The organism is Blautia sp. AF34-10, from assembly GCF_003477865.1.
Taxonomy (GTDB): domain Bacteria; phylum Bacillota; class Clostridia; order Lachnospirales; family Lachnospiraceae; genus Fusicatenibacter; species Fusicatenibacter saccharivorans.
This window is the reverse complement of sequence record NZ_QUED01000012.1, coordinates 82,388-108,291: the sequence shown is the minus strand read 5'-3', so window position 1 is coordinate 108,291 and position 25,904 is coordinate 82,388. Positions and strand designations below refer to the sequence as shown.

Here is a 25,904-nt window from a genome sequence, read left to right as displayed (position 1 = left end):
ATCAAGAACAAGCCGGGCAAAGGAGGGCGGAATTAAAAATGCTTTCTTTTTCCGGCTTTTCTTATCGGAGACAACAAGAAAGAGACAGAAAGGAAATCAAACACATGAAAAACAGATTACACGTAAAAGCGCCGGGCAACTGGGTGAATGACCCGAACGGCATGATTTATTATAAGGGACAGTATCATCTTTTTTATCAGCATTTTCCGTACGCGCCGCGCTGGGGTACCATGCACTGGGGCCATGCGGTGAGTCCGGATCTGATTCACTGGGAGCATGTCGGCGTTGCCCTGTTCCCGAGTCTTTCCGAGGACCAGAACGGCTGCTTTTCCGGAAGCGCAGTAGAAGAGAACGGCGTGATGCATCTCTTTTACACGGGTGTTCACTATAATCAGGTAAATCCGAAGGATATTCATCAGTGCCTTGATCAGGATTTTACCTCGGCGCAGCTTCACCTTACTTCGAAGGACGGTATGCATTTTGATGTCTTCGGGGATAAGGAGGTTGTTATCCCGGCACTCACCGATCCGGAAATCGGCGACAATACGCACACGCGTGACCCGAAAGTCTGGAAGGGAAGCGACGCATGGTATATGGTGCTTGGAAGCACGACGAAGGATCACAAGGGCGAGGCATTATTCTATAAGAGTGAGGATCTTTCCCACTGGCATCTGGCCGGACAGGCGACGACGAAACAGAAGCTCGGCTGGATGTGGGAGTGCCCGGATCTCTTTAACGTAAACGGACGCAGCGTCTTTGTATTCTCCCCGATGGAACTGATCGAGGGCACCGACGGCTATGCGGATCGGGCGATCTGTATGCTGCCTGAGTTTGATGAAAAAACCTGCACAATGAAATTTCCGGAGAACTGGCAGCTTCTGGACTGCGGCGGTGACCTCTATGCACCGCAGACCATGACGGATGCGGACGGAAACCGGATTTCCATCGCATGGCTTCGGATGCCGGAACCGGTAGATGGTATATGGCAAGGCATGTTCTGCCTGCCGCGTGTGGTGGATGTACAGAACGATCATATTTACTTCCGTGTTCTGCCTGCCATCCGCGACGGATTCTGCAAAAAGACGGATTCCCTCGTTTCGGCATGCGGAGAGTGTGCCATGATCCGCGCCGAATTAAAAGAGGGTGAAAGCCTGGAAATCGGCGGCTATAAGATCTGGCGGCAGAGCGGAAAAGTCTGCGCAGACCGCACGGATGTCTATCCATCCGGTGCAAAAGGATGGCTTCATGCCGAGACGCCGCAGTTAAAAGAGGGCGATCTTCTTGAGATTTTCGTGGATCCGAATATGATCGAAATTTATGCAAACAACGGCGAGTACGTATTAAGCCAGGCGGTTTACGGGCTTGGAGAGACATTCTCCTATAAAATGGAGAAAAAACCGGAAATTTATCTGTGGAATGAATGAATCAGCCAAAAAAGTTCTTGACGCATACGGGATTTTGTTCTAATCTAGTACGTAACAGCTTTCTAACGTTAAAGTGACGGGCTGAAAAACGAGATTTCGAAAGATATCCGAAAAGAACGCAAGGAGAGATTATTATGAAGAAAGTAGTAAAATTCGGCGGCAGTTCCCTCGCGAGCGCAGAGCAGTTTAAGAAGGTCGGAGACATCATCCGCGCAGATGAGGGAAGAAGATACGTGGTACCTTCCGCTCCTGGAAAACGAAATTCTGCTGATACGAAAGTAACCGATATGCTGTATGACTGCTATCGCACTGCAGTTGCCGGAAGAGATTTCAAGAAGAAACTGCAGAACATCAAAGCGAGATATCAGGAGATCATCGACGGTCTGAACCTCAGCCTGGATCTTTCCCCGGAATTTGAAAAAATCGCAGAAAACTTTGCCGCAGCAGCCGGAGAGGACTACGCCGCATCCCGCGGAGAGTACCTGAACGGTATCGTGATGGCAAATTATCTGGGATATACGTATATTGATTCTGCAGAAGTGATCTGCTTCGACGAGAACGGAAACTTCCTTGCAGACAAGACTGACGAAGTGCTCTCCGAGCGTTTAAAAGATCTGGATAACGCAGTCGTTCCTGGATTCTACGGCGCAAAACCGGACGGAAGCGTAAAAACCTTCTCCCGCGGCGGATCCGATATCACTGGTTCCATCGTGGCAAAGGCCGTACACGCTGACATCTACGAGAACTGGACCGATGTTTCCGGTTTCCTGGTAACCGATCCGCGTATCGTCAAGGATCCGGAAGTCATTTCCACCATTACCTACCGTGAGCTGCGTGAGCTTTCCTACATGGGAGCTACCGTCCTTCATGAGGACTCCATCTTCCCACTCCGTCAGGAGGGAATCCCGATCCACGTGCTGAACACCAACGCACCACAGGATCCGGGAACCATGATCGTGGAGAATACCTGCAGTAAACCGAAATTTACAATCACCGGTATCGCAGGAAAGAAAGGCTTCGCATCCATCACGATTGAGAAGAGCATGATGAATACCGAGATCGGCTTTGGCAGAAAAGTACTTGGCGTCTTTGAGGATAACAATCTTTCCTTTGAGCATATGCCGTCCGGCATCGATACCATGACGGTATTTGTTCATCAGAGTGAGTTTGCAGCAAAAGAACAGCAGGTTATCGCAGGACTGCATCGTGCCGTACAGCCGGATTCTATTGATCTTGAATCCGATCTGGCGCTGATTGCTGTTGTAGGACGCGGTATGAGAAGAACGAGAGGCACAGCCGGAAGGATTTTCTCTGCACTGGCGCATGCACACGTTAATGTCAAGATGATCGATCAGGGTTCCAGCGAGCTCAACATCATCATTGGCGTTGAAAACCGCGACTTTGAAACAGCAATCAAAGCAATTTATGATATCTTTGTCGTAGCGCAGATCTAAAATGAATCTATAAAAAATCTCTGTCAGGAGTCTGAACTTCCGACAGAGATTTTTATGGTTTTTATGCCGCCGTATCGCGGAATTCTTTTCGAATGGTGAATGTAAAAATACAGATTACCACACAGCAGATGATCCAGGCCGTCGGTTCGCAGAAGCCGCCGCAAGCGTTCACCTCTCTCCACGGGAATGTCAGCGGATTTTCAAAGCGTATCTGCACCGGACGCCGATGGAATGATGGAATATCTGCAGTGGAGACGGATTCTCGCAGCGGCAGACGATCTGCGGAACACAAACGAATTTTGCCCTTGTCGTTTTTGGGAACAGATGGTATAATCATTTCATAAATGCAAGACATTTGTGAAAAAATATCATAAAGGAACGAGGATGCAAGATGAAACGACGAGTATTACTGAAATTGAGCGGAGAAGCTCTTGCAGGAGAGAAACACACCGGTTTTGACGAGCCGACTGTCACAAAAGTGGCAAAACAGGTAAAAACTCTGGTAGACCAGGGGATTGAAGTCGGCATCGTAATCGGAGGAGGAAACTTCTGGAGAGGACGCAGTTCCGAAAATATCGACCGTACCAAAGCAGACCAGATCGGTATGCTGGCAACCGTTATGAACTGTATCTATGTATCAGAAATCTTCCGTTCCCAGGGAATGATGACCGCAGTTCTGACTCCATTCCCATGCGGAGAGTTCACAAAAGGATTTTCCAAAGACCGTGCAAACAAATATTTCCAGCACAACATGGTTGTATTCTTTGCCGGCGGTACAGGCCATCCATATTTCTCAACCGATACGGCAACCGTACTTCGCGCGATTGAGATCGAGGCAGACGAGATTCTGCTTGCAAAAGCAGTAGACGGTGTCTACGACAGCGATCCGAAAACAAACCCGGATGCAAAGAAATTTGACGAGATTTCCATTCAGGAAGTCATTGAAAAGGATCTGAAAGTGGTAGATATGACCGCATCCATCCTTTGCAAAGAAAACAAAATGCCGATGCTGGTATTTGGTTTAAATGAAGAGAACAGCATTGTAAATGCTGCAAACGGAAAAATTAACGGCACAAGAGTAACGGTATAATTAATAAAAATTCAGCAGTAAAACACTTGCTGTTTTACTGCGTAAGAAAATGATTCAGGTGTGAGCAGCTCTCCTTTTGCGAAGCAAAACTTTAAATGAGAGCTGCGAATGTCACAGTTCGCAGAACTGTGACCGTATAAGAGATAGCAGGAGGACAAATTTAATATGGCAAATCAGATCGACGAGAGAGTAAAACCGTTTGAGGTAAAAATGGGCAAATCCATTGCAAGCCTCGATTCCGAATTCGGAACCATCCGCGCAGGCCGTGCAAACCCGCACGTACTGGACCGCATTACTGTAGATTACTATGGAACACCGACTCCGCTGCAGCAGGTGGCAAACATCTCTGTTCCGGAAGCACGTATGATCCAGATCCAGCCGTGGGAAGCATCCCTGGTAAAAGAGATCGAAAAAGCGATCATGATGTCTGACCTTGGCATCAACCCGTCCGATGACGGAAGAGTCATCCGTCTGGTATTCCCGGAGCTTACCGAGGACCGTCGTAAAGAGCTGGTAAAAGAGGTAAAGAAAAAAGCAGAGGGCGCAAAGGTAGCCATCCGCAACATCCGCCGCGATGCCAATGATGCGTTCAAGAAACTTGCCAAAGAGGACGTTTCCGAGGACGAAATCAAAGAGCTCGAGGAGCAGACCCAGAAATTAACAGACAAATACATCAAAGAAGTAGATCAGATGGTGGACGTAAAATCCAAAGAAATTATGACCGTGTAATACAAAGAAAACGAGGGGCTGCCTGTCATTTGCAGGCAGCCTGTTATCGTTTACGGAGGAAAAAAGTATGGATAATGAATTAAAAGTGCCGAATCACATCGCCATCATCCTGGACGGAAACGGCAGATGGGCGAAAAAACGCAATATGCCGCGCGGCTACGGCCATATCGTCGGATGCGACAATCTGGAAAAAATGTGTGACGTGATCAAAGACATGGGTGTCAAATATCTGACCGTCTATGCGTTCTCAACCGAGAACTGGAAACGCTCCCGCGCCGAGGTGGAGGGCCTCTTAAAGCTGTTCCGCCAGTATCTGAAACGATGCATCAAAAAAGCACATAAAAATCAGATGCGCGTCAAAATCATCGGAGATCCGAGCGCATTCCCGCAGGATATTCAGGACAGCATTCATGAACTGGAGGAGTGCTCCAAAGATTACGATCACATGTACTTCCAGATCGCAATGAACTACGGTTCCCGCGATGAGATTCTGCGCGGCATGACCCGCATGATCGAGGATGTGAAAAACGGAACTCTCGCAGAGAATGCGTTTGATGAGAACGGAAAACTGACGGAGCAGTGTTTTGAGAGCTACCTCGACACCGCCGGAATCCCGGATCCAGATCTTCTGATCCGTACAAGCGGCGAGCAGCGCCTTTCCAACTACCTGATGTGGCAGCTTGCCTACACGGAATTTTACTTTACCGAGGTTCCGTGGCCGGATTTCCACGAAGAGGAATTGAGAAAAGCCATCGAACAATATAATAACAGAGACCGGCGTTACGGCGGCGTGAAGGAGGAATAAAAAAGATGTTTAAGACAAGACTGTTAAGCGGCATCGTGCTCGTCCTTGTGGCGCTGCTTACGATCTGCAGCGGCGGAACCGTGCTCTATATGACGGTTCTGTGCCTGTCGCTGATCGGTGCAGGAGAGCTGTTCCGCGTGATGAAGGTAAGAGAAGATAAATGGAATCTGTTGGAAATTACGGGCTATGCGGGCGTTGTGATTTTCTATCTGTCCCTGCTGCTTCATGACCCGATGTACCAGATGCTCGCGCTGATCCTGGATCTCGTGCTTCTGATGGCAGTATACGTATTTACTTATCCGAAATACAACGCCAATCAGGTGATGCCGGCGTTCTTTGCGATTGTCTATGTCGGCGTAATGCTTTCCTATGTATATCAGACCCGTATGCTGGACGGCGGAAAATTCCATGTATGGCTGATTTTCCTGTGCTCCTGGGGCTGCGATACGTGTGCATACTGTGTCGGCGTACTCTTTGGAAAACATAAAATGGCGCCGGTTTTAAGCCCGAAAAAATCCGTAGAAGGAGCTGTCGGCGGTGTCGTCGGAGCGATTCTGCTCGGCATCATCTATGCGGCTGCGACAAAGGGCGGCATGGTGGAATACGCCATCATCTGCGGTGTCGGCGCGCTGATCTCCATGGTCGGAGACCTTGCGGCATCCGCAATCAAACGAAATCAGGGCATCAAGGATTACGGAAAGCTGATTCCGGGCCACGGCGGTATTCTTGACCGCTTCGACAGCGTGATCTTTACCGCACCGATCATCTATTTCCTGTCGGTGCTTCTGATTCATTAAAAAAGCTTCCCCTACAGCATAAACGGGAAGCAGATGGGAGAAACTGGAATATGAAGAAAATAGCAATTCTTGGTTCAACCGGTTCGATCGGAACCCAGACCCTCGATGTCGTGCGTGCCAACGGCGATCTTGAGGTGGTCGGCATCAGCGCCGGAAGTAATATTACACTGCTCGAGCAGCAGATCCGGGAATTTCATCCGAAGTTTGCGGCAGTCGGCGATGAGGCGAAAGCGGCAGAACTCCGTGACAGAGTGAAGGATCTTCCTGTAAAAATCGGCAGCGGCATGGACGGCATGATCGAGCTTGCCACGATGCCGGAGAGCGAAATCCTTGTGACAGCGATCGTCGGCATGATCGGCATTCGCCCGACGGTTGCGGCGATGAAGGCAGGAAAAGACATTGCATTGGCAAACAAAGAGACACTGGTAACGGCGGGACACATTATTATGCCGCTGGCAGAGGAATGCGGTGTGCAGATCCTTCCGGTGGACAGTGAGCACTCGGCGATTTTCCAGTGCCTGCACGGGGAAAACAGAAAAGAAATTGAAAAACTTCTGATTACTGCATCCGGCGGTCCGTTCCGCGGAAAAACAAGAGCGGAGCTCGAAAACGTAACGGTAGAGCAGGCGCTCCGTCATCCGAACTGGTCGATGGGGCACAAGATCACGATTGATTCCGCGACACTCGTTAACAAAGGACTGGAAGTCATGGAAGCAAAATGGCTGTTCGGTGTTGATCTCGACCACATCCAGGTTGTGGTACAGCCAAAGAGCATTATCCATTCCATGGTAGAATTTAAAGACGGCGCTGTCATGGCACAGCTTGGCACACCGGATATGAAACTGCCGATCCAGTACGCACTGTATTACCCGGAGCGCCGCTTCCTTGCAGGCGACCGCCTCGACTTTGCGGCGCTGACACAGATCACGTTTGAAGAACCGAATATGGATACCTTCCTCGGCCTTCCGATGGCAATGCAGGCGTCCCGGACGGGCGGCTCCATGCCGACGGTCTTCAATGCGGCAAATGAACGCGCCGTTGCACTGTTCCTCGCGAAGAAGATCCGTTTCCTCGAGATTTACGACGTGATCGCCGGTGCAATGGAAGCACACAAAACGATTGCCGATCCGACGCTGGAGCAGATTCTCGCGGCGGAGCAGGAGACGTATGAATGGATTGCGAACAGATATAAGATGGGAGAATAAGACAGCATGATTGTAAAAATCCTGATAGCCGTACTCATTTTCGGAATCACCGTCATTATCCATGAGCTGGGGCATTTTCTTTTGGCGAAAGCGAATGGTATTACCGTGACGGAATTTTCGATCGGCTTTGGCCCGACGGTGGTAAAGACAGAAAAAGGAGGAACGGTCTATTCCTTAAAACTTCTGCCTTTCGGCGGTGCGTGCCAGATGCTCGGCGAGGACGGTGAAGAGGAGGGGGAAGGAACCTTTAACAGCAAATCCGTGTGGGCAAGAATTTCCGTCGTTGCGGCGGGACCGGTGTTCAACATGATTCTGGCATTTTTCTGCGCAATCTTTGTGATCAGTTACGCGGGAAGTTCCCCGGCGCGCGTCACAGAAGTGGCAGACGGTTCGCCGGAGGCAGAGGCAGGCCTGGAAGCGGGAGATATCATCACTTCCTATGAAGGAAGACATATTTCCATCGGAAAAGAGCTGAACTCTGTGATGACGGTACGGGGTGTGCCGACGGATGAGATTACGCTGGAGGTTAAAAAGGCCGACGGGGAAAAGAAAACGATCACATATGAACCGACGGTGACAACGCGGTATATGATGGGCTTTAACTACGATGACTGTGACCGCGGCATGGAATTCACGTATGTGCAGCAGAATATGCCGCTTGCCGCTGCGGGTGTTGTCGCGGGCGACCTGCTCGTATCGATCAACGGAGCGCCGATCACCTGTGTGGCAGATTTTACTGCTTACCAGACAGAGCATCCTTTCGATGGAAGCGCTGTGACGCTGGAGTATGAGCACAGCGGAAAGACGAAAGAGATTACGGTGACACCGGTTGAAAATACGTATGCGAATGTACAGTTTTCGTATCAGCTCCGGGAGAAACAGTCCCCGATCGGCGTGCTGAAATACAGCGTGCTGGAGATCAAATACTGGGTGCGCACCGTCATTGACAGCGTCAGTATGCTGATCACCGGACAGTATTCTGTGAACGATCTTTCCGGCCCGGTCGGCGTGGTGGATGCGATCGGAACCGCCTATGATGATGTAAAATCGCAGGGCGTTTTGGTTACGGTGATGACGATGCTGAACATGGTGATTCTGCTGTCATCGAACCTTGGCGTCATGAACCTGCTGCCGCTCCCGGCACTCGACGGCGGACGGCTTGTTTTTCTGATCATAGAAGCCATCCGCAGAAAACCAATCCGGCGAGACCTGGAGGGTATGGTTCACTTCGCGGGCCTGGTGCTTCTGATGGCGTTGATGGTCTACGTCATGATCCACGACGTCCAGCGGATCCTGTAAATCGAAAAATGAAAAGCAACAAAGCCTCATATTCTGCATACCATAAAAGGAGTGCAGGATATGGGGCTTTTTTATGAAAAATTTGCGTATGCAGCAGGAAATGACTGACCGCGGGCGGCTGGAAATCCGGGTAAATACAAGAATCCAGGCGCGGCCTGTTTCCGGGGCGCGGGTGACGGTTTCGTATACGGGAGATCCGCAGAATGTGATCGAGGAGCTGATTACCGACGGGGACGGCAGAACGGAGACGCTGGATCTGGCGACGCCGCCGCTCGAGTACAGTCTGGAACCGAATGTGAATCAGCCGTATTCCGAATATACGGTGAAAGTGGAGGCGGAAGGGTATGAACCGGTTGAAGTGACGGGCTCCGAGCTTCTTTCAGGAGAACAGTCCGTCCAGCAGGTGGACCTCAAACTGGCAGAGGGCGCAGCGTTTGCGGATGTGACGATCCCGGACCATACGTTGTTCGGCGAATATCCGGCGAAAATTCCGGAAAGTGAGATCAAGCCGACGAGGGAGAGCGGTGAGATTGTGCTGTCCCGTGTCGTGATCCCGGAGTATATCATCGTCCACGACGGAGCGCCGACCGACAGCACGGCACGCGACTATTATGTGCGGTACCGCGACTACATCAAAAACGTGGCGTGCTCGGAAATCTATGCAACATGGCCGGATGCGGCGATCCGGGCGAATATCCTCGCAATCATGTCATTTACGCTGAACCGTGTCTATACAGAATGGTACCGCAACAAGGGATACGATTTTACGATCACTTCGTCGACGGCCTACGATCACAAATGGATTTACGGCAGGAATATTTTCGACAGCATTTCCCTTGTGGTCGATGAGATTTTTGCTGATTACCTGTCGCGCCCGAATGTGAAACAGCCGATTCTGACGCAGTACTGTGACGGAAACCGTGTGAGCTGCCCGAACTGGATGAGCCAGTGGGGGTCCAAAAACCTGGCGGACCAAGGGTATTCAACGATTCAGATTCTCCGCAATTATTATGGAGACAATATGTATATCAACACGGCGGAGGAGATTTCCGGCATCCCGTCCTCCTGGCCGGGGTATGACCTCACCATCGGCTCGTCCGGGAACAAGGTACTGCAGATACAGGAGCAGCTGAACGTGATTGCGGAGGTGTATTCATCGATTCCGACGGTCTATGAAAATGGCTATTTCGATGAAGAGACGCAGGACGCCGTCGAAGCGTTCCAGCGGCTGTTCGGCCTGCCGGTTTCCGGCATTGTGGATTATCCGACGTGGTACAAAATTCAGTCGATTTATGTGGCTGTGACGAGGATTGCGGAGCTGCAGTAGGTATACAAAAGTCTTTATAAGGGGCGTGTTTTCTGCGAAAAAACGCGGAAAATGCGCCTTTTCTGCGGCTTTTGAAACGGATCAGAAAAATTTTAAAACTGTCAAGAAAAAATACTTGACACCCAGCATCATTTCGTGTATGATAACCAAGGTGATCGCAATGGAAAAAATATTGGAACAGACATTACTGTATGATTTTTACGGCGAACTTCTGACTGAACATCAGCGTCAGGTATATGAGGACGTGGTGCTCAACGATTTTTCCCTGAGCGAGGTTGCGGCAGCGCGGGGCATTTCCCGCCAGGGAGTCCACGATCTGGTCAGACGCTGCAACAAGACACTGGAAGAGTATGAAGAAAAGCTTCATCTGGTACAACGCTTTGTGCAGATCCGGGAGAATGTAAACGAGATCCGAAAGCTGACAGATCCTTCTGGTGATACCCCGAAAGAAGATGTGATGCAGCGGATTGCAGCAATTGCATCGGATATATTAGAGGAGCTTTGAGCATGGCATTTGAAAGTTTAACCGAGAAACTCCAGAATGTTTTCAAAAATCTCAGAAGCAAGGGCCGCCTGACCGAGGCGGATGTAAAGACTGCGCTGAAGGAAGTAAAAATGGCACTTCTCGAGGCGGATGTCAGCTTCAAAGTAGTAAAACAGTTTATCAAATCCGTACAGGAGCAGGCAGTCGGACAGGACGTCATGAACGGACTGAATCCGGGTCAGATGGTCATTAAAATCGTAAATGACGAGCTGGTTAAGCTGATGGGTTCCGAGACAACGGAAATCGCACTGCGCCCGGCGAGTGAAGTTACCATTATTATGATGGCAGGTCTTCAGGGAGCCGGTAAAACAACCACAACCGCAAAGATTGCAGGAAAGTTAAAAGCCAAGGGAAGAAAACCTCTCCTTGCAGCCTGCGACGTATACCGCCCGGCAGCGATCAAACAGCTGCAGGTCAACGGAGAAAAGCAGGGCGTGGAAGTGTTCGCTATGGGAGATAAAAACCGTCCGGTGGATATCGCAAAGGCAGCGCTGGTGCATGCAAAGACAAACGGCTTTAACGTATTGATTCTGGATACCGCAGGCCGTCTGCACATCGATGAAGAGATGATGCAGGAGTTACAGGATATCAAAGCGGCTGTTCCTGTGGATCAGACCCTTTTGGTAGTAGACGCTATGACCGGACAGGACGCAGTCAATGTGTCCGAGATGTTCAACAACAAGGTTGGCATTGACGGTGTAGTACTTACAAAATTAGATGGTGACACCAGAGGCGGTGCGGCACTTTCGATCCGCGCAGTTTCCGGAAACCGATTCTCTATGTCGGCATGGGAGAAAAGCTCTCGGATCTGGAGCAGTTTTATCCGGACCGTATGGCATCCCGTATCCTCGGCATGGGCGATGTCATGAGCCTGATTGAAAAAGCGCAGGCGAACATCGACGAAGAGAAAGCAAAAGCCATGGAGCAGAAGATGAAGAAGGCACAGTTCGACTTCAATGATTATCTGGATTCCATGGAGCAGATGCGCAATATGGGCGGCATCTCCAGCATCCTGAATATGCTTCCGGGCGTCGGCGCGAAGATGAAAGGCCAGGACCTCGAGAGCATGGTGGATGAAAAAGATATGGCGAGAAAGGAAGCCATCGTGCTTTCCATGACGCCGAAAGAAAGAGAAAATCCGGATCTGATCAACCCGTCCAGAAAGCAGAGAATTGCAAAGGGCGCCGGGGTTGATATTGCGGAGGTAAACCGTTTCATCAAACAGTTTGAACAGTCAAGAAAAATGATGAAACAGATGACCGGAATGGTCGGTAAGGGTGGTAAAAGAGGAGGATTCAAACTTCCCTTTTAGCATAAAAGAAAAAATATAAATAAATACATGAATTTACAATGGAGGTAAAGAAAAATGGCAGTAAAAATGAGATTAAGAAGAATGGGACAGAAGAAAGCTCCTTTTTATAGAATCGTTGTAGCAGATTCCAGATCCCCAAGAGACGGACGTTTCATCGAGGAGATCGGAACTTACGATCCGAACCGCGAGCCGAGCGCAATCAGCTTCAACGAGGAGGCTGCTAAAAAATGGCTGGCTAACGGCGCACAGCCGACCGAAATCGTTGCCAAACTCTTAAAACAGGCTGGTATCGAGAAATAATTCATACGGGGGTATCTTGTAATGAAAGAACTTATCGAAGTAATTGCAAAATCTCTGGTTGATCATCCATCTGAGGTAGTTGTGACAGAAACCGTCAGCGGTGATGACCTTCTGCTGGAACTCAAAGTAGATCCGTCAGATATGGGAAAAGTCATCGGACGTCAGGGACGCATTGCGAAAGCAATCCGTACGGTTGTAAAAGCAGCTTCCTCAAAGAGCGACAGAAAAGTTGTCGTAGAAATTTTACAGTAAGTAAAAGATAGGAAAAGGAACCGACAGTTGTTGCCGGTTCCTTTCTTTACGCGGGCAACGAGACAAAGTCCGTGCTTGCACGGGACCTTGGCGACTGCCGCGATAACTTGAGAAACTCGCAAAGCGTGTTTCTCAAGTCGCAATACACAGTAGAACTGGTTGGAAAGGGTTTTTGAATGGAAGAATATTTGCAGATTGGCGTAATTACCACAACCCACGGCGTACGCGGTGAGGTAAAGGTATACCCGACGACAGATCCGGAGCGTTTTCTTTCTCTGGACCGCGTTTTTCTCGATACAGGAAAAGAAAAAAAAGAACTCCATGTAACTGGCGTGCGTTTTTTCAAACAGCTTGCCATTGTAAAATTCAAAGGAATTGACAACATCAACGATATCGAACGGTATAAAGGCTGCAGCCTCTATGTGACGAGAGAGGATGCCATTCCGCTGGAAGAGGACGAATACTATATCGCAGACCTGCAGGGAATGCAGATGTACACCGAGGACGGCGAACTGTTCGGCACGCTCCGCGATGTGATGGAGACCGGTGCGAACGACGTCTATATTGTAGATTCGAAAGAGCACGGAGAGGTTCTGATTCCGGCGATCCATGACTGCATTCTGGATGTGGACCTGGATGAGCAGAAGATGACGATTCACCTTCTTCCGGGCCTGATTGACTGATAAAGAGAGTAAAGAACGATGAAATATCATATTCTGACGCTGTTTCCCGAGATGATCGAGCAGGGGCTGCACACCAGCATCCTCGGAAGAGCCATCAACAACGGCTATATTTCCCTCGAGACGACGAATATCCGGGATTTTTCAGCAAATAAATTCAACCGCGTGGACGATTACCCGTACGGCGGCGGTGCGGGCATGGTCATGGAGGCGGAGCCGGTGTTCCGCGCCTACCAGTCGGTAGCCGAAAAGATCGGGAAAAAGCCGCGCACGGTCTATCTGACACCGCAGGGAAAAGTACTGAACCAGACGATGGTGGAAGAGCTGGCGCTTGAGGACGATCTTGTGCTGCTCTGCGGCCACTATGAGGGCATCGATGACCGCGTACTGCAGGAAGTGGTAACGGACTATATCTCGATCGGGGATTATGTTTTAACAGGCGGAGAACTCGGTGCAATGGTGCTGGTGGATGCGGTATCGCGGTTTGTGCCGGGTGTCTTAAGCAACGAGGAATCTTCGCAGTTTGAGTCACTGCAGGACAACTTGCTTGAGTATCCGCATTACACAAGACCGGAGACATGGCACGAGAAAAAAGTTCCGGAGGTGCTTCTTTCCGGTGACCACAAAAAGATCGAAGCATGGCGCCATGAGGCCTCTCTGGTGCGGACAGCCGAGCGGCGGCCGGACCTTCTGGAAAATGCATTCCAGATTTCCTACGCATGCAATGAAAAAGAGGAATCGTCTGCCTGGGCGCACGATCTTTTGGCAGGCATGACACGCTATGGTGTAAGCCTTGATCTCGGACGAAAGAAGATCCGGAAACAGAAAAATCTGTTTGATGACCATGATCTGCTGATTCTGCAGCTTCCGGGAACGCTTGAGGAGGGTATGAAAGCAAAGAGCGAGTATATCCGCAGCTTTGCCGGAAAAGAAACACCGCTGGTGTTTTTGTGCCCGGACGGATTCTCGGAAGAGGAAGAAAAACTCGAAGAGCAGCTGGAAAAAAACGGTTTCCGTCTGGTCGCACGGCTTACCGGCATACCGTCCGCGGACGGCCTGCAGCGGTTTTCTTTCGCGCTTCGCAGTCTGCTGTACAGCGGCGAATGGAAAGTGAAAAAAATACTTGCATCTGCGGATGCATTATAGTATAATGTATTTTGTTGTGAGTAAAGAGATGGTCCGCTGTTGCAAAAAGGCATTAAGAACATCCAGGGTAAAAAAAGGAGATAAAGAAATGAACGACATTATTAAGAAAATCGAAGATGCACAGTTAAAAGCAGAAGCACCGGAGTTCCGCGTTGGTGATACCGTTAAAGTTTACGGTAAAATCAAAGAGGGTAACCGCGAGCGTATCCAGGTATTCGAAGGCGTTGTCCTGAAAAGACAGGGCGGCGGAAGCAAAGAGACCTTCACTGTTCGTAAGAGCTCTAACGGCGTAGGCGTTGAGAAAACATGGCCGGTACACTCTCCGAACGTTGAGAAAGTAGAAGTTATCAGACGTGGTAAAGTAAGACGTGCGAAACTGAACTACTTAAGAGACCGTGTTGGTAAAGCAGCGAAAGTGAAAGAGCTGGTAAAATAATAAGTCGTTAAAAGGATGGCCGGAGGAACATGAGCAATTGTGTTTCTCCGGTTTTGTCTTACGGAGAATTACACTATGGGTATGAATACCAGATATGTAAAAGAATATTTCTACAAGAAAAAGATCCGTTCCATGCTTGTATGGAATCTGGAAATCATCGCAGCGATTCTTCTTGCGGCGGCATTTTCCTGGTTTTTCTGCAGAAGTGTCGTGGTGCAGGAGGGCTCGATGGAGCCGACTCTCGTGCCGGGGGAGCGTGTGCTGATGGACTCCGCCTGGTACCGCTTAAGTTCTCCGAAACGCGGGGATATCATCGCGTTCCGGACGAGTGAGGACAAGAAGGCGAGCATCCACATCAAGCGTGTGATTGCGCTGCCGGGCGAGACGGTACAGATCAAAGACGGACAGATCCTCATCAACGGGGAAGTCTATAATGAAAAAGATGAATTTCCGGCCATCACAAACGCGGGACTTGCCTCCGAGCCGATCACGGTCGGGAAGGGACAGTACTTTGTGCTCGGCGACAACCGGAACAACAGCGAGGACAGCCGCCACAACGGCATGGGACTCGTGGATTCGGACCGCATTGTCGGAAAGCTCTGGTTTACGATTTCGCCGTGGAAGAAAATCGGTTTCGTGTAAACGCAGCATAGAAGGAGAAGAAACATGAATTATCAGTGGTACCCGGGTCATATGACGAAGGCCCGCAGACAGATGCAGGAAGACTTAAAGCTCATCGACCTGATGATTGAGCTGGTCGATGCGAGAGTTCCTGCAGCGAGCCGCAACCCGGATATAGATGAACTTGGAAAGAACAAAGCACGGCTGATCCTGCTGAACAAATCGGACCTTGCCGATGAGCGCGGAAACGATGCCTGGATGGAATATTTCAAAGGAAAGGGATATTCTGTTGTGAAGGTCAATTCCCGTTCCGGAGCCGGCATGAAAGCGATCAACAGCGCCGTACAGGAGGCCTGCAAAGAGAAAATCGAGCGCGACCGCAAACGCGGCATCCTGAACCGTCCGGTCCGCGCGATGGTTGTCGGTATTCCAAACGTCGGAAAATCGACATTTATCAATGCGTATGCGGGCAGAGCCTGTGCGAAAACCGGAAACAAACCGGGCGTCACGAAGGGAAAACAATGGATCCGTCTGAGCAAACAGCTGGAGCTTCTGGACACACCTGGTATCCTGTGGCCGAAGTTTGAGGACCAGCAGGTGGGACTGCATCTTGCGATGATCGGTTCCATCAACGATGAGATCCTGAACGTGGAGGAGCTGGCGCTGTCCGTCATCGATTATCTGACGGCAGAATACCCGGGAACGCTGGAGAAACGCTTTGGCTTTGAAGGCATGACGGATCGTGTGGAAATCCTGGGTGAGATTGCGCGTGTGCGCGGCTGCCTGAAAAAGGGAAATGAGCTCGATTACGAAAAAGCAGCACGGCTTCTGATGGATGATTTCCGGAGCGGAAAGCTCGGCAGAATCACGCTGGAAAAACCGGAATAAATGGATTTATCAAAAAAAAATGCGGAGAACAACGATGACAGAGAAAAAACAATCGATATCCGCCATACGGGAAATTTTTGCGGCAGCTCGGAGACGGAGCTGCCCGCCCTTTATCTGGAATACGAAGAGGATTCCCGTGCCGGCGTACAAAATCTGATTCAAAAATACCAGAAACAGGAAGAGGCCTTGAATAAAGAGCGCGAGCGCACGGAACAGATGAAGATCTACGAGCACAAATATGAGGATCTTGGCTGGATCTGCGGCATCGACGAGGTCGGAAGAGGCCCTCTGGCGGGCCCTGTGGTCGCAGGTGCGGTCATTCTGCCGCGTGACAGTAAAATCCTGTATCTGAACGATTCCAAGCAGCTGACGGCCAAAAAACGCGACGAGCTGTACGATGTGATCATGCGCGAAGCAGTGGCCGTCGGCATCGGCTATGCCTCCCCGGCGCGGATCGACGAGATCAATATTTTACAGGCAACGTACGAGGCGATGCGGGAGGCGATCAGCAAGCTTTCCGTGAAGCCGGATGTACTCTTAAACGATGCGGTGAAAATCCCGCAGGTGGACATCCGCCAGGTGCCGATCATCAAGGGAGATGCCAAGAGTGTTTCGATTGCGGCGGCAAGTATTGTTGCGAAGGTGACAAGGGACCGCCTGATGGAAGAGTACGACAAGGTGCTTCCGGGCTACGGTTTTGCATCGAACAAGGGCTACGGTTCGGCAGAGCATATCGCTGCTTTAAAAGAAATCGGCCCGTCACCGATCCACCGGCAGTCGTTTATCGGCCATTTCGTGTAAAGGCACCGCATCAAAAAAGGAGAGGGTATCGCATTTGAACCAGCGGGAAGTAGGAACGAGACAGGAGAGCCGTGCGGCAGAATATCTGGAAAGTCTGGGATATCACATCCTGGTGCGGAATTTCCGGTGCCGCTTCGGTGAGATCGACCTGATCGCAAAACAGGACGACACATACATTTTTATCGAAGTAAAATACCGCACCGGCCGGACAGCCGGAGACCCGACAAGCGCCGTGGATGGAAAGAAACAGAAGAAAATTTCAAAAACAGCAGATTACTACCGCATGCTCCACCAGATCCCGATGGATGTGCCCTGCCGTTTCGACGTCGTGGCAGAGACACCGGAGGAGATCCGCGTCTATGCGAACGCGTTTTATTATCAGGGGAGCGGCTGGTAGGAAGGGAGTTTTTATGATACCAATTCAATGGAAACAAAACGATAAAAAAACGATGCATGTCAACGAGGCGGAAAACGGCGTGGTCTATCTGACCTGGCCGGCGATTGAGAAAATTGAGGGCATCCGCCATGCATTTTCCACACGGATCGGCGGGGTGAGTAAGGAACATCTTTCCAGCATGAATCTCAGCTTTTCGCGCGGCGACGATCCGGCGAATGTGCGGGAGAATTACAGAAGATTCTGTGAGGCGGCGGGGTTTGAAGTGGAAAACATTGTTACCTCCGATCAGGCACACACGACGAAGGTCCGTTATGTGACGAAAGCAGACTGCGGCAGCGGCGTGACAAGAGACCGCGATTTTCATGATATTGACGGTATGATCACTGACGAGCCGGGCGTCGTACTTGCGACATTCTATGCGGACTGCGTGCCGCTCTACTTTGTCGACCCGGTGCACCGTGCAATTGGACTTTCACATTCCGGCTGGCGTGGAACGGTCCACAAGATGGGACAGGCAACGCTCGATGCGATGCACGAACGGTTTGGAACAGAAGCAAAAGATGTGATCGCAGCCGTCGGCCCGTCGATCTGCCAGGACTGCTACGAGGTGAGCGGTGACGTGATCGAAGAGTTCCGGGCAGCATTCCCGGAAACACTGCATGAGAAACTGTTCTACGGAAAACCAGATGGAAAATACCAGTTAAATCTCTGGGAGGCGAATCATCAGATCCTTCTTGCAGCAGGAGTGCCGGAGAAGCAGATTCATCTGCCGAACCTCTGCACCTGCTGCAACCCGGATTTCCTGTATTCCCACCGTGCATCGAAGGGAAAAAGAGGAAACCTCGCGGCATTCCTTTCCCTGGTCTGAAAACAGGATCGAAAACAGAATAGAAAGCATCAAAAAACGGACCTGGAAAAAACAGATCCGTTTTTTTGCTGTATGCATCCGGCGGACACAAAATCGATTATCTGTGTTTTGCCAGCAGCTTATTGATTTTCTCTGTCGTAGACTGTACTTTTGCAACGGATACGTCGTGGTTAAGCGTATCGATAATGCTTGCCATATATTTGCTCATCTCAGCCGGCTCATACCAAGGACGGGAAACGAGTTCCGGTGTACGGTAGGTCAGGTCGGTGGTGATGACTTTGCTGATATAGCCTTTCTCATAGTAAGCATCGAATTTCTCCAGACCATCGGTGAAGAGGCCGAAGGTGGTGCAGACAAAGACGTGGTCAGCGCCGCGCTCTTTGACCTGTTTTGCAACGTCAAGCATACTCTCACCGGAGGAGATCATATCGTCGATGATGACAACATCTTTTCCTGCTACGGAATCGCCGAGGAACTCATGTGCACGATCGGGTTTTTTCCGTTTACGATGGTGGAGTAATCTCTTCTCTTATAGAACATACCCATATCGACGCCGAGCACGTTGGAGAAGTATACGGCACGCGCCATCGCTCCCTCGTCCGGGCTGATGATCATCAGATGATCGTTGTCGATCGTCAGATCCGGAACGGAACGAAGAAGGGCTTTTAAAAACTGGTAGGTTGGCATGAAGTTGTCAAAGCCGCCGAGCGGAATTGCGTTCATGACACGAGGATCGTGTGCGTCGAAGGTGATAAAGTTGGAAACACCCATGTTCATCAGCTCCTGCAGAGCAAGTGCGCAGTCGAGAGACTCACGTTTGGTGCGCTTATGCTGTCTTCCTTCATAAATGAAAGGCATGATTACGTTGATCCGGTGTGCTTTTCCCGTTGCAGCAGCGATGATACGTTTCAGATCCTGATAATGGTCATCCGGTGACATGTGGTTCTCGTAGCCGCAGACCTTGTAGGTGATGCTGTAGTTGCAGACATCAACCAGGATGTAAAGATCGGCACCGCGGACGGATTCGTTGATCTTTCCTTTTGCTTCGCCGGAACCGAAACGCGGGCACTCGCAGTCAATCAGAAAAGAATCCTCGGAATATCCGGAAAAGGAAACCCCGTTGCGGCGCTCGGCGAGCTCTTTACGGAACTGAACCAGATACGAATCGACTTTTTTTGCCATTTCCATACTGCCCGGCAGAGCTGCGAGCTTTAACGGGGCGACCGGAATGGAATTTTCAAGTAAATCTAAATTAGCCATACAAACCTCCAGTAATCGACATATTTTACAAAGCTTTTTCTTCCTATTTATATCATCGAAACAAAGGGCGCGTCAAGCAAAAAACGAAAGAATCCTTGCTTTTTGTGCAGGTTGTTGTTATTATAATGAATGAATGTCCGCTGGCTATGCAGAGTTCTGCTGCCTTTCGGACAGAAAATGAAGGAAAAGGAAAGGCCATAACGTAATATCTGTGAAAAACAAAACGAAACACATCATAAAGAAAATAGAACCGGGCAGTATTGCCGAAGAGCTTGAACTGGAACCGGGAGACGAACTGCTTCGTGTCAACGGGGAAGAAATCGAGGACGTTTTTGATTACCATTCCAGACCAACGACTCCTATCTGGAACTCACGATCCGGAAGAAAAACGGGGAAGAATGGGATCTGGAGATTGAAAAAGAGTACGACGAGGAAATCGGCATCACATTCGAGAACGAGTTCATGGATCAGTACCGTTCCTGCAGCAACAACTGCATTTTCTGCTTCATCGATCAGATGCCGCCGGGAATGCGTCCCACCTTGTATTTTAAGGATGACGATTCGCGTCTGTCCTTCCTGCAGGGAAACTATATTACACTGACCAACATGAGCGACCACGATATCGACCGGATTATCCGCTACCATCTGGCACCGATCAATATTTCGTTCCAGACAACGAACCCGGAGCTCCGCTGCAAAATGCTGCACAACCGTTTTGCGGGCAATATCTTTCCGAAGGTCCAGCGCCTTTACGAGGCGGGAATCGAGATGAATGGACAGATTGTGCTCTGCAAGGGATACAACGACGGCGCAGAGCTGGAGCGCAGTATTTCGGATCTGTCAAAATATCTGCCGCATCTGAAAAGTGTTTCGGTTGTCCCGGTCGGACTTTCGAAGTACCGCGACGGACTGGCGCCTCTGGAACCGTTTACCAGGGAGGATGCAAAAGAAGTTCTTGCCACGATTCACAAATGGCAGAAAAAGCTGTATGAACAGTGGGGACTTCACTTTATCCATGCTGGTGATGAATGGTATCTGCTGGCGGGAGAGCCGATCCCGGAGGAGGAAAATTACGATGGCTATATCCAGCTGGAAAACGGAGTGGGAATGCTCCGGCTTCTGGAGGACGAGGTTGCGGAAGAACTTTCGAAACGAGAAGGGGATGACCGTCACCGCCATGTAACGATTGCGACCGGAAAAGCTGCGGCGCCGTCGTTGGAAAAACACATGCAGAAAATTCGTGAAAAATATCCGAATGTACAGGCGGAGGTTGTCACGATTATCAACTATTTCTTTGGAGAATCCATTACCGTATCCGGTCTGATTACCGGAAAGGATCTGATGGAGCAGTTAGAGGGAAGAGATCTTGGCGACTGCCTGCTGCTTCCGTGCAACATGCTCCGTTCGGGAAAAAACGTCTTTCTCGACGATGTGACGGTGGAAGAGGTGGAAGAGCGCCTGAAAACACCGGTACAGATTATCGATGAGCCGGGCAGCGACCTGGTGAAAGCCGTTGTGGAGGAAAACCAGGAGACGATACACAGAAGGAGAACAATGTATGAGCAAGCCGATTGTAGCAATTGTGGGCCGGCCGAACGTGGGTAAATCCACCCTGTTTAATGTATTAGCCGGAGACAATATTTCGATTGTAAAAGACACACCGGGTGTAACCCGTGACCGTATTTATGCCGACGTGGAGTGGCTGAACCACAAATTTACGCTGGTAGACACCGGCGGTATTGAGCCGGAATCCAAAGATATCATTCTCTCCCAGATGAGAGACCAGGCGCAGATCGCCATTGATACCGCAAATGTCATCATCTTCATCACTGACGTCCGTCAGGGCCTTGTAGATGCCGATGCAAAAGTAGCTGATATGCTCAGAAGAAGCCGCAAGCCGGTTGTGCTGGTGGTCAACAAAGTCGACAACTTCGACCGTCAGATGATGGATGTTTATGAATTCTATAACCTCGGCATCGGAGAGCCGCACGCCATTTCCGCATCCGGAAAGCTCGGCATCGGCGATATGCTCGATGAGGTGACAGGATACTTTGATCCGGAGATGGAAAACGAGGAGGAGAGCGAGATTCCGCGCATCGCCATTGTTGGAAAACCGAACGTCGGAAAATCCTCCCTGGTCAACAAACTGCTGGGCTCGAACCGTGTCATCGTATCCGACATCGCCGGAACGACGCGCGATGCGATCGATACCACGATCATGCACAATGGAAATGAATATATTTTCATCGATACCGCAGGCCTTCGAAAGAAAAACAAGATCAAAGAGGAGCTGGAGCGGTACAGCATCATCCGTACCGTATCTGCCGTAGAGCGCGCAGATGTCGTTGTTCTTCTGATCGATGCAACCGAGGGCGTCACCGAGCAGGATGCCAAAATTGCCGGTATCGCCCATGAGCGTGGAAAAGGTATGATCATTGCGGTAAATAAATGGGATGCCTTGGAAAAAGATGACAAGACGATCTACCGCTTTACCGAAAAAGTAAGAAATACATTGGCTTACATGCCGTACGCAGAGCTTTTGTTCATCTCTGCGAAGACAGGACAGCGTCTTCCGAAGCTGTTCGAGACGATCGACATGGTTCTGCAGTACCAGAACCTGCGCGTACAGACCGGTGTCCTGAACGAGATTCTGACCGAGGCAATGGCAATGCAGCAGCCGCCGTCAGACCGTGGAAAACGACTGAAAATCTACTACATGACACAGGTTTCGGTCAAACCGCCGACATTTGTTATTTTCGTCAACGACAAAGAACTGATGCATTTCTCCTATGTTCGATATCTGGAGAATAAAATCAGAGAGTCGTTCGGCTTCCGCGGCACACCGCTGAAATTCATCATCAGAGAACGAAAAGAGAAGGAGCAGTAAAGAGTTATGGTACGGATCATATGCCTTTTGATCGGATACGCATTTGGCCTTTTTCAGACCTCATATATTTATGGAAGGACGAAGGGAATTGATATCCGGGAACACGGCAGCGGAAACGCAGGAACGACCAACGCGCTCCGGACTTTAGGGAAAAAAGCAGGCGCCATCACGCTTGCCGGCGACTGCATCAAATGCATTCTGGCGGTCCTGACGGTACGCCTGATCTTCGGTGCATCGCACCCGGAAATGCTGAAACTGCTGACGGTGTATGCTGCGGCTGGAACGATTCTCGGCCACAACTTCCCGTTTTACTTAGGCTTCCGCGGCGGAAAAGGAATCGCTGCGACCGCGGGTCTGATTATCTCGTTTGACTGGAGAATCACGCTGGTCTGTGCAGCGCTGTTTTTCCTGAATCTTGCAGTAACACACTATGTTTCCCTCGGTTCCATGATGGTTTACGTTGTCTTTTTTGCGATGGCCGTTATCATGGGACAGGCGGGCTGCTTTGCGCTGGAACCGCCGTATCTCTATGAGATGTACGTGGTGATCGCACTTCTTGCCGTGCTTGCCTTCTGGGAGCACCGTGCAAACATCAAGCGCCTCATCGCGGGAACAGAGCGGAAAACGTATTTATCCAAAAAGTCGGAGAAATAAAATATGGCAAAGATTAGTATCATCGGAGCAGGAAGCTGGGGAACCGCCCTCGGCCTCCTGCTCTGCAACAACGGGCATGACGTGACGATCTGCTCGGAAAATGAAAAGGAAATTGAGAGCTTAAAGGAACACAGAGAGCATCTGACGAAGCTTCCGGGCGTAAAACTGCCGGATGAAATGAAGTTCACCTGCGATGTGCGCGGCTCCCTTTCCGGACAGGACATCCTTGTGATGGCAAAAGCATCCCCGTACGTGCGAACCACATGTAAAAAGTATGCGGCGGATATTCCGGACGGCCAGCTCATCGTCAATGTGGCAAAAGGCGTGGAAGCCGATACCCTGATGACGATGTCTCAGATCATCGAGGAGGAAGTGCCGGGAGCGAATGTCGTTGTTCTCTCTGGACCGAGCCACGCAGAGGAAGTCGGCCGCGGCCTGCCGACCACGATCGTTGTCGGCGCGCATGACCGCGAGAGCGCACTGTATGTGCAGAATGTGTTCATGAGTCCGGTCTTCCGCGTTTACACAAGCCCGGACATCACGGGAATTGAACTTGGCGGAGCTCTGAAAAATGTCATCGCACTGGCAGCCGGAACGGCGGATGGTCTTGGCTACGGCGACAATACGAAAGCGGCTCTGATTACCCGCGGGATCGCGGAAATTGCACGGCTCGGCACGGCGATGGGTGCCCATGCGGAAACCTTCTACGGTCTTTCCGGTATCGGCGACCTGATTGTAACGTGTGCTTCCGTTCACAGCCGGAACCGGAAAGCCGGATACCTGATCGGCCAGGGCAGAACGATGCAGCAGGCGATGGATGAGGTTCAGATGATCGTCGAGGGCGTCTATTCCGCAAAAGCGGGTCTTACCCTGTCGAAAAAATTCGGAATCGAAACGCCGATCATTCAGGCCGTCAATCAGGTTCTGTTTGAAAACAAAAACCCGAAACAGGCTGTGGATGAACTGATGCAGCGTATGAAAAAAGACGAACTCGCCCCGGATCTCTGGGAGCGGTAAAAATAAGAAACCTGTCACTTCTGTGAAATGATACAGAGACGGCAGGTTCTTTTTTGTGCAGACCGAAATTTTTCAGCAAAAATACGGGAAAAAGATGACAATACTTTCGAAATCAAGTATAGTAATAGAAAGCGGAATAATTTTAACTGAAAAGATGCGGAGGAAAATACAGCAGGAGGAAGAAAGAATGAGAGGAGTAGAAACAAGAATTCAGGAAATCCGCCATGCCATTTTTACGGAAGTTGCAAAAATGGCGTATGACGTGGACTCTCCGGTGGAAAAGACGATCGAGGAAATTCCTTACCGTGTAATTCCCGGTGAGGTCGGAAATTTTAGAAATGATGTGTTTCTGGAGCGGGCGATTGTAGGAGAGCGGCTTCGCCTTGCAATGGGACTTCCGTGCAGAAGCGCGGCAGAGCACGCCCCGATCTCGGACAATATCAAACTGGCGGACCAGGCGGAGACGTATTATACACCGCCGCTCATTAATGTCATCAAATTTGCATGCAACGCCTGTCATGAAAAACGGGTTCTGATCACGGAGGGATGTCAGGGGTGTCTTGCACATCCGTGCGTGGAAGTCTGTCCGAAAAAGGCCATTACGCTGGACCGCACCAATGGACGATCCTATATTGATCAGGATAAATGCGTCAAATGTGGTCAGTGTGCCAAGGTATGCGGATACCAGGCTATTATTATTCAGGAGCGTCCGTGTGCGAGAGCCTGCGGAATGGATGCCATCGGTTCAGACGAGAACGGAAAAGCGGATATCGATTACGAGAAATGTGTATCCTGCGGCCAGTGTCTCGTCAACTGCCCGTTCGGCGCTATTTCGGACAAATCCCAGATCTTCCAGGTAATCCGTGCGATCCAGTCGGGAGAGCGCGTCTATGCAGCGCTGGCACCGGCGTTTGTCGGCCAGTTCGGACCGAAAGTAACGCCTGGAAAACTGCGTGCGGCGATGAAAAAGCTCGGCTTTGCGGATGTCTTTGAAGTTGCGATCGGAGCGGATCTCTGTGCGGCACAGGAGGCAGAGGATTTTGTGAACGAAGTTCCGGAGAAACTGCCGTTTATGGCGACATCCTGCTGTCCGGCCTGGTCTGTAATGGCGAAGAAACTGTTCCCGGATTACGCTAACTGTATCTCGATGGCACTGACCCCGATGACGCTGACGGCGCGTCTGATCAAGAAACACAATCCGAATGCGAAGGTTGTCTTTGTCGGACCGTGTGCGGCGAAAAAACTGGAGGCCATGCGCCGGTCTGTCCGCAGTGAGGTGGACTTCGTTCTGACGTTTGAAGAGATGTCGGGCATTTTCGATGCGCGCCAGGTAGATGTGAGTGCACTTGAGGAAGATCCGGACGGCGTCAGCGATGCATCGGTGGACGGAAGAAACTTTGCTGTCTCCGGCGGCGTTGCAAAATCTGTGGAAAATGTAATCCGTGAAAAATACCCGGACCGCGAAATCAAGATGGCAAATGCAGAAGGTCTGAAGGAATGCCGGAAACTGCTGACAATGGCAAAGGCCGGAAAGTACAACGGTTATCTTCTCGAAGGCATGGCCTGTCCGGGCGGATGCGTGGCAGGAGCCGGCACGATGCAGTCAATCAAAAAGTCGCAGGCGGCAGTCAACAAATATGCGGCGCAGGCAAAACACAAGATTTCCAGCCAGACAGAATATGTAAAAGAACTGGACAAGCTGGTAGACTAA

General features: G+C 50.4%; 25 protein-coding genes and 3 pseudogenes. 26 read left to right on the top strand and 2 right to left on the bottom strand.

Annotation, left to right across the window (positions count from 1 at the left end):
- The first annotated feature begins 104 nt into the window (after positions 1 to 104).
- Both DWZ60_RS09365 and DWZ60_RS09360 read left to right on the top strand, forming a co-directional pair.
- The gene (locus DWZ60_RS09365; RefSeq protein WP_119221565.1) at positions 105 to 1,424 is read left to right on the top strand and encodes a glycoside hydrolase family 32 protein; all 1,320 of its coding nucleotides are present in this window, start codon (positions 105 to 107) and stop codon (positions 1,422 to 1,424) included.
- A 134-nt stretch (positions 1,425 to 1,558) separates the two neighbouring features.
- Positions 1,559 to 2,878, top strand: coding sequence for an aspartate kinase (locus DWZ60_RS09360; protein ID WP_117509063.1), 1,320 nt, complete (start codon positions 1,559 to 1,561; stop codon positions 2,876 to 2,878).
- A 61-nt stretch (positions 2,879 to 2,939) separates the two neighbouring features.
- Here DWZ60_RS09360 and DWZ60_RS09355 read toward each other — a convergent pair whose 3' ends face one another.
- Positions 2,940 to 3,170 (bottom strand): hypothetical protein, encoded by a 231-nt coding sequence (locus tag DWZ60_RS09355; RefSeq protein ID WP_117509062.1) that lies wholly within the window; start codon positions 3,168 to 3,170, stop codon positions 2,940 to 2,942.
- Positions 3,171 to 3,269: 99 nt separating this feature from the next.
- On the opposite strand from DWZ60_RS09355, the gene pyrH reads away from it, so the two are divergent.
- The 19 genes and pseudogenes from pyrH to pgeF all read left to right on the top strand — a co-directional run bounded on the left by pyrH (position 3,270) and on the right by pgeF (position 18,375).
- The gene (gene pyrH, locus DWZ60_RS09350) at positions 3,270 to 3,968 is read left to right on the top strand and encodes a UMP kinase (RefSeq protein WP_022461497.1); all 699 of its coding nucleotides are present in this window, start codon (positions 3,270 to 3,272) and stop codon (positions 3,966 to 3,968) included.
- A 210-nt stretch (positions 3,969 to 4,178) separates the two neighbouring features.
- Positions 4,179 to 4,697 (top strand): ribosome recycling factor, encoded by a 519-nt coding sequence (gene frr / locus DWZ60_RS09345; protein WP_373141022.1) that lies wholly within the window; start codon positions 4,179 to 4,181, stop codon positions 4,695 to 4,697.
- A gap of 67 nt (positions 4,698 to 4,764) precedes the next feature.
- Positions 4,765 to 5,502, top strand: a complete 738-nt coding sequence (gene uppS, locus DWZ60_RS09340; protein WP_022461499.1) for a polyprenyl diphosphate synthase — start codon at positions 4,765 to 4,767, stop codon at positions 5,500 to 5,502.
- Positions 5,503 to 5,507: 5 nt separating this feature from the next.
- Complete coding sequence (locus tag DWZ60_RS09335; protein ID WP_022461500.1) at positions 5,508 to 6,299, top strand: phosphatidate cytidylyltransferase; 792 nt, start codon at positions 5,508 to 5,510, stop codon at positions 6,297 to 6,299.
- A gap of 50 nt (positions 6,300 to 6,349) precedes the next feature.
- Entirely contained in the window at positions 6,350 to 7,504 is a 1,155-nt protein-coding gene (locus DWZ60_RS09330) for a 1-deoxy-D-xylulose-5-phosphate reductoisomerase (protein WP_117760369.1), read from the top strand.
- Positions 7,505 to 7,510: 6 nt separating this feature from the next.
- A complete protein-coding gene (gene rseP / locus DWZ60_RS09325) occupies positions 7,511 to 8,803 on the top strand; it encodes an RIP metalloprotease RseP (RefSeq protein WP_022461502.1) in 1,293 nt (430 codons plus the stop codon).
- 73 nt (positions 8,804 to 8,876) lie between these two features.
- The gene (locus DWZ60_RS09320) at positions 8,877 to 10,130 is read left to right on the top strand and encodes a peptidoglycan-binding protein (protein WP_117804040.1); all 1,254 of its coding nucleotides are present in this window, start codon (positions 8,877 to 8,879) and stop codon (positions 10,128 to 10,130) included.
- 160 nt (positions 10,131 to 10,290) lie between these two features.
- A complete protein-coding gene (ylxM, locus tag DWZ60_RS09315; protein ID WP_330377042.1) occupies positions 10,291 to 10,635 on the top strand; it encodes a YlxM family DNA-binding protein in 345 nt (114 codons plus the stop codon).
- Between the two features lie 2 nt (positions 10,636 to 10,637).
- Positions 10,638 to 11,986 (top strand): annotated as a pseudogene (ffh, locus tag DWZ60_RS09310) (signal recognition particle protein).
- Positions 11,987 to 12,040: 54 nt separating this feature from the next.
- Positions 12,041 to 12,286 carry a 30S ribosomal protein S16 gene (rpsP, locus tag DWZ60_RS09305; protein WP_022461506.1) on the top strand — a complete coding sequence of 82 codons (246 nt, stop codon included), beginning with the start codon at positions 12,041 to 12,043 and terminating at the stop codon, positions 12,284 to 12,286.
- 21 nt (positions 12,287 to 12,307) lie between these two features.
- A complete protein-coding gene (locus DWZ60_RS09300) occupies positions 12,308 to 12,538 on the top strand; it encodes a KH domain-containing protein (protein WP_022461507.1) in 231 nt (76 codons plus the stop codon).
- A 176-nt stretch (positions 12,539 to 12,714) separates the two neighbouring features.
- Entirely contained in the window at positions 12,715 to 13,221 is a 507-nt protein-coding gene (gene rimM, locus DWZ60_RS09295; protein ID WP_022461508.1) for a ribosome maturation factor RimM, read from the top strand.
- Positions 13,222 to 13,239: 18 nt separating this feature from the next.
- Positions 13,240 to 14,364: a tRNA (guanosine(37)-N1)-methyltransferase TrmD gene (gene trmD, locus DWZ60_RS09290; RefSeq protein ID WP_119221555.1), complete on the top strand. Its 1,125-nt coding sequence runs from the start codon at positions 13,240 to 13,242 to the stop codon at positions 14,362 to 14,364.
- A gap of 88 nt (positions 14,365 to 14,452) precedes the next feature.
- Entirely contained in the window at positions 14,453 to 14,800 is a 348-nt protein-coding gene (gene rplS, locus DWZ60_RS09285; RefSeq protein WP_022461510.1) for a 50S ribosomal protein L19, read from the top strand.
- Positions 14,801 to 14,881: 81 nt separating this feature from the next.
- A complete protein-coding gene (lepB, locus tag DWZ60_RS09280) occupies positions 14,882 to 15,442 on the top strand; it encodes a signal peptidase I (protein ID WP_243038274.1) in 561 nt (186 codons plus the stop codon).
- A gap of 24 nt (positions 15,443 to 15,466) precedes the next feature.
- Complete coding sequence (gene ylqF / locus DWZ60_RS09275; protein ID WP_055226467.1) at positions 15,467 to 16,309, top strand: ribosome biogenesis GTPase YlqF; 843 nt, start codon at positions 15,467 to 15,469, stop codon at positions 16,307 to 16,309.
- Positions 16,310 to 17,110: a ribonuclease HII gene (locus DWZ60_RS09270; RefSeq protein ID WP_119221554.1), complete on the top strand. Its 801-nt coding sequence runs from the start codon at positions 16,310 to 16,312 to the stop codon at positions 17,108 to 17,110.
- Between the two features lie 34 nt (positions 17,111 to 17,144).
- Positions 17,145 to 17,507 carry a YraN family protein gene (locus DWZ60_RS09265; protein ID WP_022461514.1) on the top strand — a complete coding sequence of 121 codons (363 nt, stop codon included), beginning with the start codon at positions 17,145 to 17,147 and terminating at the stop codon, positions 17,505 to 17,507.
- Positions 17,508 to 17,520: 13 nt separating this feature from the next.
- A complete protein-coding gene (pgeF, locus tag DWZ60_RS09260) occupies positions 17,521 to 18,375 on the top strand; it encodes a peptidoglycan editing factor PgeF (RefSeq protein ID WP_055226466.1) in 855 nt (284 codons plus the stop codon).
- A gap of 97 nt (positions 18,376 to 18,472) precedes the next feature.
- Here pgeF and DWZ60_RS09255 read toward each other — a convergent pair.
- Positions 18,473 to 19,635 (bottom strand): annotated as a pseudogene (locus tag DWZ60_RS09255) (ribose-phosphate pyrophosphokinase).
- A 211-nt stretch (positions 19,636 to 19,846) separates the two neighbouring features.
- Here DWZ60_RS09255 and DWZ60_RS09250 point away from each other — a divergent pair.
- From DWZ60_RS09250 to DWZ60_RS09230, 5 genes and pseudogenes are all read left to right on the top strand, one after another.
- Positions 19,847 to 21,240: pseudogene (locus DWZ60_RS09250) on the top strand (DUF512 domain-containing protein).
- Positions 21,194 to 22,522, top strand: a complete 1,329-nt coding sequence (gene der / locus DWZ60_RS09245; protein WP_022461518.1) for a ribosome biogenesis GTPase Der — start codon at positions 21,194 to 21,196, stop codon at positions 22,520 to 22,522. The pseudogene DWZ60_RS09250 and the gene der overlap by 47 nt, the downstream one beginning before the upstream one ends.
- A gap of 6 nt (positions 22,523 to 22,528) precedes the next feature.
- A complete protein-coding gene (plsY, locus tag DWZ60_RS09240) occupies positions 22,529 to 23,176 on the top strand; it encodes a glycerol-3-phosphate 1-O-acyltransferase PlsY (RefSeq protein ID WP_117509053.1) in 648 nt (215 codons plus the stop codon).
- A gap of 3 nt (positions 23,177 to 23,179) precedes the next feature.
- The gene (locus DWZ60_RS09235; protein WP_022461520.1) at positions 23,180 to 24,193 is read left to right on the top strand and encodes an NAD(P)H-dependent glycerol-3-phosphate dehydrogenase; all 1,014 of its coding nucleotides are present in this window, start codon (positions 23,180 to 23,182) and stop codon (positions 24,191 to 24,193) included.
- Between the two features lie 187 nt (positions 24,194 to 24,380).
- Positions 24,381 to 25,904, top strand: coding sequence for a 4Fe-4S dicluster domain-containing protein (locus tag DWZ60_RS09230; protein WP_022461521.1), 1,524 nt, complete (start codon positions 24,381 to 24,383; stop codon positions 25,902 to 25,904).